The sequence below is a fragment of the Dactylosporangium sp. CS-047395 genome, from assembly GCF_050942185.1.
Taxonomy (GTDB): domain Bacteria; phylum Actinomycetota; class Actinomycetes; order Mycobacteriales; family Micromonosporaceae; genus Dactylosporangium.
Map to the genome: position 1 here is coordinate 8,479,756 of NZ_CP192015.1, position 10,465 is coordinate 8,490,220.

The following is a 10,465-nucleotide window of genomic DNA, read 5'->3' on the forward strand; positions in this document are numbered from 1 at the left end:
ACGGTCCCATCGGCCGTTCAGAGCAGAGCTTTAGCCGTCCTTGTACCCGTACCGGTGGCGCAGGGGAACGGTGACCGCGCCCGTGAGGTACCGGTGCCGGGTCGCCATGCCCGTGGTCCACTCGTCGTCGAGGCGCAGCGCGACCGGGCCCGAGTGGAAGCGCATCGGGTTGCCGGAGACCTGGTGGGTGCGCGGCACGAAGACCTCGCCGCGCTCCCCGACCGGCACGGTGGCGGCCGGCACCCCGCTCAGCTCGGTGATCCGGCGCAGCGTGGCCGCGGGCTCGCGGACCAGGTCCTCGTAGCGGAACCGCAGGTACGGCGAGCCCGAGCGGCGCGCGATGCGCTCGGTCGCGAGGTTCCAGGCGGACCAGTACAGCGCCGTCGCGCCCGGGTGCATGCGCGGCATCTCGGCGTCGCCGGGGGCGTCGGGGTCGTGGCGGTGCCGCTGCCAGGAGTACGCGACCGCGCGCGGGTCCCGCACGATGTGGGCCACCCGGACGTCGAGCGTCGCCGACTGGAGCAGCGCCGTGAGGTACGAGGGAAACTTGGAGGAGTCGACGATCACCTGCGCGCCGCTGACCGTCGCGACCGCGCGGTAGAGGCGTTCGAGGGTCTCGTAGTACCACAGCAGGCGGTCGGCGTCCGGCGGGCTGGTCGGCTTGAGCAGCAGCCCCGGCAGGTGGCGGGTGCGGAAGCGGCGGGACGCGGCGTCGAGGGCCCGCGCGGTCGCGTCGTCGGGCATCCCGCCGAACGCCTCGCCGAGCACGTCGACCCAGAACCGGCAGGAGCGCAGCGGGGTGCCGCAGCTGCAGCGGCGGTTCTGCAGCAGGCCGCGCTCCCACAGGAACTTGATCTCGCCCACCCCGACCAGGCCGGGCACCTGGTCGAGCAGGCTCTCCGCGAGCGTGCTGCCGCTGCGCCCCCACCCGGCCAGGTAGAGCACGCGGGTCGTCGGAGTCGGGTCGCTGCGCACCTCCATCCAACTGCCGACTTGTCCGCTTAGTTACGCATTTCCGCTGGTACGGACGGGTGACGCGACCGAGGACACATGTGTTCTGCCACGTTCGACGTAGATGTCGACCATCGCGGGGCGGATGATCGGAACTCCCGTCGATGTGAGGAGCCGGTTCATGTCGGATGACACGCTGACGCGTTCCGTGGTGTTCGCCGTGGCCCTGCTGGCCCTCTTCGTCGGGCACAACCTCGGCGACCACGTGACGCAGACGGACCGGCAGGCGGGGCTCAAGGCCGGACGCGGGGCGACCGCGTGGCGGGCGATGGCGGGGCACCTCGTCGGGTACCACGTGACGGTCTCTGTGATCTTGATCGGAACGGCGCTGGCCCTGCGCCTGCCGCTGTCCCCGCTGGGCGTCGTGGCGGGTCTGGCGTTCTCGGCGGTGACGCACGGACTGCTGGACCGGCGCTGGCCGGTGCGGGCGGTGCTCAAGGCCACCCGCTCGCCGCAGTTCGCCGAGGCCCAGAGCCCGGTGTGCGGCATGTACGTCGCCGACCAGTCCCTGCACCATCTCTGTCTGCTGGTGTCCGCGCTGATGATCGCGGCTTTATAGAAAACGGCTGCAGCGGTACCGTACGTTCGCGCGTGACATGAGCATGCCGGAACCCCCCTTCAGCGAGTTCTACGGCGCCCACTTCCAGCGGATCGCCCTGCAGCTCTACGCCTATCTCGGTGACCACGCCGAGGCCCAGGACCTCGCCCAGGAGGCGTTCTGCCGGGCCCTGGAGCAGTGGCCGCGCATCTCCCGCTATGCCGACCCGGCGGGCTGGGTGCGCCGCGTGGCGTGGAACCTCGCCACCAGCCGGCTGCGGCGGCTGCGCACCGCGCTGGGCTTCCTCGCCCGGCAGCGCGAGCAGCACGTCGACGGCCCGACGCCGGACCGGGTGGCGCTGGTGGCGGCGCTCGGCACGCTGCCCGCGACCCAGCGCCGCGCGCTCGTCCTGCACCACCTCGGGGGGCTCGGGGTGGCCGAGATCGCCGAGCAGGAGGGTGTCGCCGAGGGCACCGTGCGCTCCTGGCTGACCCGCGGCCGGGCCAAGGTCAAATCCCAGCTCACGGCGGAGGTGCGGCATGTCTGACCAGACGGTGGAGGACGAGTTCGCGCGGTTCGCGCAGGACTGGGCGGGCACGTTCCGGCCGGTGCCGGTCGAGGCGATGCGCACCTGGCGGCGGACCCGGCGGCGGGGGCTGCTGTGGCTGGGCGGGCTGGGCGCGGCGATCGTGGCCGCGCTGACGGTCAACGCGCTGCAGCCGGCCACCGCGCCCGAGCGGCCGCTGGTTGCCGACCGGGTGGTCCGGCTGGAGGGCGCGCGGGGCACGATGGCGGTCCGGTTCGTGGATCGCGACCACGGCTGGGTGCTGTTCTCCGACTGCACCCCCGGCGTCGGCTGTGCGCGCACGATGGGCCGCACCGCCGACGCCGGGCTGACCTGGACCCCGGTCGCGCTGCCGGCCGACCTGCCGGCCCTCGGCACGGCCCAGCTGCTGCTGCAGGGCCAGAACACGTTCCTCATCGGGACCAGCAACCCCTACATCGCCTGGTGGTCGACGGAGGACGGCGGCCGCACGTACCGGCAGCTGCCGCCCGAGTCCATCGCCGGCGTCCCCGACATCGTGGTGGAGCGGCTCGGCGGCGGGCCACCGCCGACCCCGTGGCGGCTGACCCCGGGCAACCTCGACACCACCGTGGCGTACTCCCCGGACGGCGGGATGACCTGGCGGGACCTGCAACCCCGGATCGGACCGGGGGCCGTGCTGCGGGTCGGGCCGGGCGGCGAGGCCTGGGCGGTCGCCGGGCAGCCGTCCAGGGTGTGGCGGCTGACCCCGGACGGCCCGGTCGCGCTGGAGAGCCTGCCGATCACCGTCGACGCGGCCACGATCAGCCCGATCGGCGACGGCGGGCTGATCGTCCTCGTGCCGGGCCGGGGCGTGGGCGTCCTGCGGGCCGGGACGTTCACCCCGCTGCCCGCACCGCTGACCGACGCGATGCTGGTGACCCCACTGGACGACGGGACGGTCGTGCTGATGCCGGGCGACGGCAGCCTCGTCGTCGGCTCCGGGCGCGAGACGTGGGTGCGGTACGTGCGGCCGTGACCGGGCGCACAGTTGAACACGTTCAAGGAACCCGCTACCGTCGTGTTGAACACGTTCAAACGACGGGAGGCCGGGCATGGACGTGGAACTCTTCAAACCGGTCACGTACCTGGTGTACCTGGCGGTCAGCGTGGTGCTGACCATCTGGGTCGCCCGCACGCTGTTCAAGAACGGCCAGGTGTTCCTCGACGACGCGTTCGCCGACGAGCGCCTGGCCGAGTCGGTCAACCACCTGCTGGTCGTCGGCTTCTACCTGCTCAACCTGGGGTACATCGCGATCGCGCTGAAGATCAGCGAGCCGATCGCCACCGGCAGCGCGGCGATCGAGGCGCTCGCCTGGAAGCTGGGCCTGGTGCTGCTGGTCCTCGGCGGCGTGCACTTCTTCAACCTGTACGTCCTGAGCCGCTTCCGCCGCCGCCGGCTGCTCGACCAGGCCGCGCCGCCGATCGAGCCGACCCGCGCTCTGCCGCCGCTCATGCAGCCGATCCCCGTGCCGCCGATGCCGCCGGTGCCGCCGAGGTCCAGCGCACCGCCGCGGCGCCCCGCGCCCGGGGAAATGCCGCCACCCCAATGATCACCCGGCTCACCGTGCTCTACGACGCGGGCTGCGGGCTGTGCCGCACGGCACGGTCCTGGCTCGCCGGGAGGGCCCAGATCGTCCCGCTGGAGTTCGTCGCGGCGGGCTCCGACGAGGCGCGCCGCCGGTATCCGGCGCTCGACCCGGCCGAGACCCTGGCCGACATCACCGTGGTCGCCGACGACGGCGGCGTGTACACCGGGGATGCCGCCTGGCTCGTCTGCCTGTGGGCGCTGGACGGCTATCGGGGGCTGGCGGCGCGCCTCGCCCAACCGCACCTTCGCCCGCTCGCCCGGCGGGTCGCCCAGTCGGCCGGACGGCTGCGCACCACCGACGCTGGATATGGTCAGGACTGTGGCGAAACCTGCAGCACCTGAGTCCGGCCGGGGCGAAGCGACCAAGCGGCTCATCGTCGACACGGCGGTGCGGCTGTTCCGCGACCAGGGGTACGACAAGACCACCATGCGCGGCATCGCCCAGGAGGCCGGCATCTCGGTCGGCAACGCCTACTACTACTTCCCCTCCAAGGACCACCTGGTGCAGCAGTTCTACGCCACGGTCCAGGAGGACACCGCGGCCGCCGTCGAACCCCTGCTGGCCAAGCCGGGACCGTTCGACGAGCGGCTGCGGGTGGCGCTGAGCGGGATGCTCGACGTCATGACGCCGTACCACGCGTTCGCCGGCAAGTTCATCAAGACCGCCGTGGAGCCGGGGTCGCCGCTGAGCCCGTTCAGCGCCGAGTCCGCCCCGGCCCGCGAGCGGTCGATCACGGTCCTGCGCGACGTCGTCGAGGGCTCGACCACCAAGATCGAGGCGGAGCTGCGGCCCGACCTGCCGGAGCTGCTGTGGCTGGCCCAGATGGGCATCACCCTCTACTGGGTCCACGACAGCTCACCCGATCAGGCGAAAACCCGGCTGCTGATCGACCGCGCGGTTCCCTTGATCGACCGGCTGGTGTCACTGGCTCGCATGCCCGGCCTGAAGTCGCTGAACCGCGAGGCGCTGAAGTTGTACCGCCTGCTGCGCTGACGGCTCGCCGTAGTCGTACGGTAACCATTTGTTCAACGACAGCGTTCGCCGATCCCGGAATCCCGGGGTAGCGTCGGCTCCCATGGCGACCTTGCAGGGCACCCGCACGGCCGCCGACCACGACGCGGTCATTGCCGAGATCGAGCAGGCCGAGGGCTACATCGCATCGATCTGCTTCAAGACCGGACCCCCCGCGGCGGTCGGTGTCGAACTCGAGTTCACCGTTCATCAGCGCGACGATCCGGCGGCCCCGCTGGAACCGTCCCGGCTCTGCCAGGCCCTCGGCGACCACGCGCCGCCGACCCTGCGCAGCGACTCCCCGGCGCTCCCGCTGCGCCACGGCGGCGCCGTCACCCTCGAACCCGGCGGCCAGGTGGAGATCTCCAGCCGCCCGTTCGCCTCCCTCACCGAGCTGCACACGGCCGTCGGCGCCGAGATCGAGCAGCTCTCCGCCCTCCTGGCGGGCGCCGGCCTGGTCCTGGGCGACACCGGCGCCGACCCGCACCGCCCCCCGCGGCGGTTGCTCTCCACCCCTCGCTACGACGCGATGGAGGCCGCCTTCGAGCGGCGCGGCGTCGCCGGGAAAATCATGATGTGCTCGACGGCGGGCCTGCAGGTCTGCCTCGACCCCGGCCCGGCCGGCGAGCTACCCGAGCGCTGGGCCGCGGTCAACGCGCTGGGGCCGCCGCTGCTGGCGCTGTTCGCCAACTCCGGGCGGTTCGCCGGCGTGGACACCGGCTGGGCCTCGGCCCGGCAGCGGGCCTGGCGGGGCATCGACCCGTCGCGGACCCGGCCGGTCGGCACCGGCGGCGAGCCGGCGGCCGACTGGGCCGGCTACGCGCTGCACGCCAAGCTGCTGTGCGTCCGGCGGGACGACGGGTCCTGGAACGCCCCGGCCGGGGTGACGTTCGCGGACTGGATCCGCGGCGCACTGGACACGAGGCCGACGTACGCCGACCTCGACTACCACCTCAGCACCCTCTTCCCGCCGGTCCGCCCGCGCGGGTACCTGGAGATCCGCTACCTCGACACCCAGCCCGGGCGCGCCTGGTTCGCACCCGCGGCGCTGCTGCACGCCCTGCTCGCCGACCGCGACACCGTGTCGCGGGTCCTCGAGCTGTGCGAGCCGGCCGCCGGGCGCTGGGTGGAGGCGGCCCGCGACGGGATGGGAGATCCGGTCCTCGCCCGGGCCGCCCGGGCCGTGCGCGAGCTCGCCCTGGCGCGGCTGGACCTGCCGCCGCAGCTGACCGCGGACGTCGTCGAAGGGAGTACACGCAATGGCTGACCTGCGGGATCGTGTCGCGCGGGAACTCGAGCGCAGCCGGGAGCGCTCCACCGGGCTGACCGAGGCGGTGGACGAGGACGACCTGGTCCGCCAGCACTCGCCGCTCATGTCGCCGCTGGTGTGGGACCTCGCCCACATCGGCAACCAGGAGGAGCTGTGGCTGGTGCGCGACGTCGGCGGGCGCGAGCCGGTGCGGGCCGACATCGACCAGCTCTACGACGCCTTCAAGCACGCCCGCAAGGACCGCCCGGCGCTGCCGCTGCTCGGCCCGAAGGAGGCGCGGGCCTACGTGGCGACCGTCCGCGACAAGGCGCTCGACGTGCTGGAACGGGTACACCTGGAGGAAAGGCGGCTGACCGAGGACGGCTTCGCCTTCGGGATGATCGTGCAGCACGAGCAGCAGCACGACGAGACGATGCTCGCCACGCACCAGCTGCGCACCGGCGATCCCGTGCTCTCCGCGCCGCCGCCCCCGCCCGCCGTCGTCGAGGTGCGCGGCGAGGTGCTGGTGCCGGGCGGGCCGTTCACGATGGGCACGTCGACCGAGGCGTGGGCACTGGACAACGAGCGGCCCGCGCACACCGTCGACGTGCCGGCGTTCTGGATCGACGCGGGGCCGGTCACCAACGGGCAGTACGCCGCGTTCCTCGACGAGACCGGCGGCACTCCCCCGCTGCACTGGCGCGCCGACCCGGGCGGATGGCTCGCCACCGGCTTCGGCCGGACCGCCCCGATCGTGCCCGGCGCGCCGGTCGTGCACGTGTCGTTCCACGAGGCCAAGGCCTACGCGGCGTGGGCCGGGCGGCGGCTGCCGACCGAGGCCGAGTGGGAGAAGGCGGCCCGCTGGGACCCGGCCAGCGGACGATCGCGGCGGTACCCGTGGGGCGACGAGGACCCCGGCCCGCAGCACGCCAACCTGGGCCAGCGCCACCTCGCCCCGGCCCCGCTGGGCGCCTACCCGGCGGGCGCCTCGCCGCTCGGCGTGCACCAGCTCATCGGCGACGTGTGGGAGTGGGTCGACAGCGACTTCAGCGCCTACCCGGGCTTCACCGCGTTCCCGTACCGTGAATATTCCGAGGTCTTCTTCGGCCCGGACTACAAGGTGCTGCGCGGCGGCTCGTTCGGCACCGACGCCGCCGCCTGCCGGGGCACGTTCCGCAACTGGGACTACCCGATCCGGCGGCAGATCTTCAGCGGCTTCCGGACCGCGCGCTCGCTGAGCCCCGCGGAGCTCGCCTAGTGTGCCGACACCTGGCGTACCTGGGGCCGCCCATCGCCCTGGCCGAGCTGCTGTTCACGCCGCCGCACTCGCTGTCCCACCAGTCCTGGGCGCCCCGGGACATGCGCGGCGGCGGCACCATCAACGCCGACGGCTTCGGCATCGCCTGGTTTCAGGACGACGCTTCGGTACTGCGTGTGCGCCGCGCCGTTCCACTGTGGACCGACGCCGGGCTGCCGGCCCTCGCCGCCACGCTGCGGTCGGGCGCCGTCCTGGCCGCGGTCCGCTCGGCCACGGTCGGCATGCCGGTCACCGAGACGGCGGCCGCGCCCTTCACCGAGGACCGCTGGCTGTTCAGCCACAACGGCAAGGTGACCGGCTGGCCGGACAGCGTGGCCGAGCTCGCCGCCGCGCTGCCCGTGCGCGACCTGCTCACCCTCGACGCCCCGACCGACAGCGCCCTGCTCTGGGCGCTGGTGCGGGCGAGGCTGCGCGCCGGGTCCACGGTGGACGGTGCCCTCGCGGCGGTCGTGCCGGCCGTCGCGCGGGCCGCCCCCGGCTCCCGGCTCAACCTCCTGCTCACCGACGGCGAGACGATCGCGGCCACCACGGCCGGCCACTCACTGTCCTACCGGCACACCCCGCCGGGCGTGCTCGTCGCCTCCGAGCCGCTCGACGCCGATCCCGGCTGGATCCCCGTCCCCGACAACTCACTGCTCGTCGCGACCCCGACCGCCGTGACCGTCACCGCGTTGGAAGGTGCTCTCCAGTGACTCTTCAGGATCTCGACCTCGACGTGTACCTCACGCCCGAGGACCTGGCCGCCGGCCTGCGCACCGACGCCCGCACCGGGCTGAGCGCGAGCCCGAAATGGCTGCCCCCGAAGTACTTCTACGACGCCCGCGGCAGCGAGCTGTTCGAGGAGATCACCCGGCTGCCCGAGTACTACCCGACCCGCGCCGAGCGCTCGATCCTCGCCGAACGCGCGCCGGCGATCGCCCGGATCACCGGGGCCAAGACGCTGATCGAGCTCGGCTCGGGCTCGTCGGAGAAGACCCGCCTGCTGCTGGACGCCCTGCGCGAACACGGCACGCTGGGCTCCTTCACCCCGCTGGACGTCTCCGAGTCGGCGCTGCGCCACGCGCTGGACGACCTGCACCGGGACTACCCGGACCTGCATCTGCACGGGATCGTCGCCGACTTCGTCAACCACCTGGAGGTGCTGCCCGAGACCGGCACCCGCCTGGTCGCCTTCCTGGGCGGCACGATCGGCAACTTCACCCCGGCGGAGCGGGCCCCGTTCCTGTCGGCGCTGCGCGACCGGCTGGCCCCCGGCGAGTTCCTGCTGCTGGGCGCCGACCTGGTGAAGTCCCCGGCGGTCCTGATCCCCGCGTACGCGGACGCCGCCGGGGTCACGGCCGAGTTCAACCGCAACGTCCTGCGCGTGCTCAACCGCGAACTCGGCGCCACCTTCGACCCGTCCCGGTTCGCCCACGTCGCCCTGTGGGACGAGGCCAACGAGTGGATCGAGATGCGGCTGCGCTCGGCGGTGCCGCAGACGGTACGGCTGGAGGCCCTCGACCTCGACATCACCTTCGGCCGCGGCGAGGAACTGCGGACCGAGGTCTCGGCCAAGTTCCGCCGCGACGGCCTGACCGCCGAGCTGGCCGCTGCCGGGTTCGCGGTGCGGGACTGGTGGACGGATCGCGAGGACCGGTTCGCGCTGACGTTGGCCGCCGCTGTCTGACGGACGTTGTCTCCCCGGGTTCGTTGGTTTGGCCGCGGTGTGTGGTTTTGGCCGGATATGTCGGGCGCTGGCGCGCCCGACATATCCGACATTTCGTATAAGCGCGCCTGTGCTGATGCCGCATTTCAGCGGCGCGTCAGCGGGTTGGGTCAAGGTATCGATCGGCATTTGCTGCGATCGGAGAGGTGGAACGACATGCTCAGCCGCTGGGCCGGCCCGACCCGTTGACCCGGAACGCCCCGCCGTCCCTTCCGGTGGCGGGGCTCGCTTTTATCGGGCGTCCGCTGCGCGGAGGCGGAGGCGCTTGGCGGCCGCGGCGGCGTTGCGGCGCTGACGTTCCGCATCGGCGGCCAGGGCGGCGGCGCCGTTCTCGGTGAGCCGGTAGTACCGGCGGTGCCGCCCGTCGACCACCTCGGAGCCCTCCGGCGCGACGAGCCCCTCGGCGGTGAGCCGGTCCAGCGCGGCGTACAGCGTTCCGGCCGGCAGGACCACGCGGCCGCCGGAGAGTTCGGAGACCTCCTGGATCACGGCGTACCCATGCATCGGCCGCACCGCGAGGGCGGTCAGGATGAGGAACGTCGGCTCCCGCATCGGGGTCATGCCGCTCTTTATACGTGGCTTTGCCCCGATCAGGGTGCGCGGTGCCGGGCACTTCCGGCCGACGGATTCATCACATCGAGCCCTTGACCGCGGGTCTGGCGCGGAATGTGACCGCTCGGCTGCGCCGCGTGCTTCGCTCGCCCCTCAGGCATTCGCGGTGCGAACGCCGGCCGCGCGCGCTCCGCCACGAAGCGTGACTGCTCATCGACCGGGCCGGTCGCCGTGGTCAGCGCGGCCGCGTTCGTGATCTCGGCCGACTCCGCCCCGTAGCCGCGCCACGACGCCCGGCCGGGTAGGCGGCGTGCACGGTGGCGTACGCCATGGGCGCCTGAGACACGCTCGCACCGGTCGTCGGCGGCTGGTGGGAGGCATACGCCGTGGGCGCCGGTGGCTGGGTGGCGTACGCCATGGGCGGGTGCGGCTGGTACGAGCCGTCGCCGCCGAACTGCCGCGCGGCCGCCGGGTGCGGGCGGGACGGGGTGCGCTTCGACCGGGTCAGCACGCTGCGGACGGTGCCGAGGCCGCCCCGGAGCAGCAGGACGAGCGGGGCGAGCAGGACGAGGGCGTTGACGTACACGAAGCCGCCGAGCAGCAGCACCTTGCCGGCCCAGGCCGCCATCGCGGTGCCGAGCAGGAGGCAGACCACGCGGTAGAGCGGGGTGTTCCCCGGCAGGAAGGCCGCCCCGAAGACGGCGAGGCCGCCGACGAGGTACGCCAGGAGCATCATCTCCCCGCGCATGCCACCGATGCTGAACAGCGCCTCGCCCACCCGTGCTTCCTCCTTGCGCGCAACCGACCTGCAACCACGGTAGGCGAGCGATCATGCGCACACTGTCATGAGATCGGACGGACCGCCCGCACCACTGGAGGACGCCACCGAACCCACCGGGTGCGAAC

The 10,465-nt window shown here is 73.0% G+C and carries 13 protein-coding genes; 10 read left to right on the forward strand and 3 right to left on the reverse strand.

Annotated elements, in window-relative coordinates:
- Positions 1 to 30: 30 nt before the first annotated feature.
- The gene (locus ACQP00_RS39685; protein ID WP_433206523.1) at positions 31 to 981 is read right to left on the reverse strand and encodes a sulfotransferase; all 951 of its coding nucleotides are present in this window, start codon (positions 979 to 981) and stop codon (positions 31 to 33) included.
- Between the two features lie 151 nt (positions 982 to 1,132).
- Here ACQP00_RS39685 and ACQP00_RS39690 point away from each other — a divergent pair, with 151 nt between their 5' ends.
- From ACQP00_RS39690 to egtD, 10 genes are all read left to right on the forward strand, one after another.
- A complete protein-coding gene (locus ACQP00_RS39690; protein WP_433047215.1) occupies positions 1,133 to 1,570 on the forward strand; it encodes a DUF3307 domain-containing protein in 438 nt (145 codons plus the stop codon).
- Between the two features lie 37 nt (positions 1,571 to 1,607).
- Positions 1,608 to 2,096, forward strand: a complete 489-nt coding sequence (locus tag ACQP00_RS39695) for an RNA polymerase sigma factor (RefSeq protein ID WP_433206526.1) — start codon at positions 1,608 to 1,610, stop codon at positions 2,094 to 2,096.
- A complete protein-coding gene (locus ACQP00_RS39700) occupies positions 2,089 to 3,111 on the forward strand; it encodes a WD40/YVTN/BNR-like repeat-containing protein (protein ID WP_433206529.1) in 1,023 nt (340 codons plus the stop codon). Before ACQP00_RS39695 ends, ACQP00_RS39700 begins: the two co-directional genes overlap by 8 nt.
- A gap of 76 nt (positions 3,112 to 3,187) precedes the next feature.
- The gene (locus ACQP00_RS39705; protein ID WP_433206532.1) at positions 3,188 to 3,685 is read left to right on the forward strand and encodes a hypothetical protein; all 498 of its coding nucleotides are present in this window, start codon (positions 3,188 to 3,190) and stop codon (positions 3,683 to 3,685) included.
- Positions 3,682 to 4,065 (forward strand): thiol-disulfide oxidoreductase DCC family protein, encoded by a 384-nt coding sequence (locus ACQP00_RS39710; protein WP_433047227.1) that lies wholly within the window; start codon positions 3,682 to 3,684, stop codon positions 4,063 to 4,065. The genes ACQP00_RS39705 and ACQP00_RS39710 overlap by 4 nt, the downstream gene beginning before the upstream one ends.
- Positions 4,043 to 4,717: a TetR/AcrR family transcriptional regulator gene (locus tag ACQP00_RS39715; protein WP_433206535.1), complete on the forward strand. Its 675-nt coding sequence runs from the start codon at positions 4,043 to 4,045 to the stop codon at positions 4,715 to 4,717. Before ACQP00_RS39710 ends, ACQP00_RS39715 begins: the two co-directional genes overlap by 23 nt.
- Before the next feature lie 82 nt (positions 4,718 to 4,799).
- Positions 4,800 to 6,002: an ergothioneine biosynthesis glutamate--cysteine ligase EgtA gene (gene egtA, locus ACQP00_RS39720; RefSeq protein ID WP_433206538.1), complete on the forward strand. Its 1,203-nt coding sequence runs from the start codon at positions 4,800 to 4,802 to the stop codon at positions 6,000 to 6,002.
- The gene (gene egtB, locus ACQP00_RS39725) at positions 5,995 to 7,242 is read left to right on the forward strand and encodes an ergothioneine biosynthesis protein EgtB (RefSeq protein WP_433206541.1); all 1,248 of its coding nucleotides are present in this window, start codon (positions 5,995 to 5,997) and stop codon (positions 7,240 to 7,242) included. Before egtA ends, egtB begins: the two co-directional genes overlap by 8 nt.
- Complete coding sequence (egtC, locus tag ACQP00_RS39730) at positions 7,242 to 7,994, forward strand: ergothioneine biosynthesis protein EgtC (protein ID WP_433206544.1); 753 nt, start codon at positions 7,242 to 7,244, stop codon at positions 7,992 to 7,994. Before egtB ends, egtC begins: the two co-directional genes overlap by 1 nt.
- Entirely contained in the window at positions 7,991 to 8,968 is a 978-nt protein-coding gene (gene egtD, locus ACQP00_RS39735) for an L-histidine N(alpha)-methyltransferase (protein ID WP_433206547.1), read from the forward strand. The genes egtC and egtD overlap by 4 nt, the downstream gene beginning before the upstream one ends.
- Before the next feature lie 270 nt (positions 8,969 to 9,238).
- Here egtD and ACQP00_RS39740 read toward each other — a convergent pair whose 3' ends face one another.
- Together ACQP00_RS39740 and ACQP00_RS39745 are read right to left on the reverse strand one after the other, a co-directional pair.
- Positions 9,239 to 9,568: a PadR family transcriptional regulator gene (locus tag ACQP00_RS39740; protein WP_433206550.1), complete on the reverse strand. Its 330-nt coding sequence runs from the start codon at positions 9,566 to 9,568 to the stop codon at positions 9,239 to 9,241.
- Positions 9,569 to 9,794: 226 nt separating this feature from the next.
- Positions 9,795 to 10,337 (reverse strand): hypothetical protein, encoded by a 543-nt coding sequence (locus ACQP00_RS39745; protein WP_433206553.1) that lies wholly within the window; start codon positions 10,335 to 10,337, stop codon positions 9,795 to 9,797.
- Positions 10,338 to 10,465: the final 128 nt, after the last annotated feature.

Excerpts from the sequence above, each read along its gene's own strand:
- ACQP00_RS39690 (WP_433047215.1), top strand. The coding sequence starts at position 1,133 with ATGTCGGATGACACGCTGACGCGTTCCGTGGTGTTCGCCGTGGCCCTG.
- ACQP00_RS39685 (WP_433206523.1), bottom strand. The coding sequence starts at position 981 with ATGGAGGTGCGCAGCGACCCGACTCCGACGACCCGCGTGCTCTACCTG.
- ACQP00_RS39705 (WP_433206532.1), top strand. The coding sequence starts at position 3,188 with ATGGACGTGGAACTCTTCAAACCGGTCACGTACCTGGTGTACCTGGCG.
- ACQP00_RS39695 (WP_433206526.1), top strand. The coding sequence starts at position 1,608 with ATGAGCATGCCGGAACCCCCCTTCAGCGAGTTCTACGGCGCCCACTTC.
- ACQP00_RS39700 (WP_433206529.1), top strand. The coding sequence starts at position 2,089 with ATGTCTGACCAGACGGTGGAGGACGAGTTCGCGCGGTTCGCGCAGGAC.
- egtB (WP_433206541.1), top strand. The coding sequence starts at position 5,995 with ATGGCTGACCTGCGGGATCGTGTCGCGCGGGAACTCGAGCGCAGCCGG.
- ACQP00_RS39710 (WP_433047227.1), top strand. The coding sequence starts at position 3,682 with ATGATCACCCGGCTCACCGTGCTCTACGACGCGGGCTGCGGGCTGTGC.
- ACQP00_RS39740 (WP_433206550.1), bottom strand. The coding sequence starts at position 9,568 with ATGACCCCGATGCGGGAGCCGACGTTCCTCATCCTGACCGCCCTCGCG.
- egtA (WP_433206538.1), top strand. The coding sequence starts at position 4,800 with ATGGCGACCTTGCAGGGCACCCGCACGGCCGCCGACCACGACGCGGTC.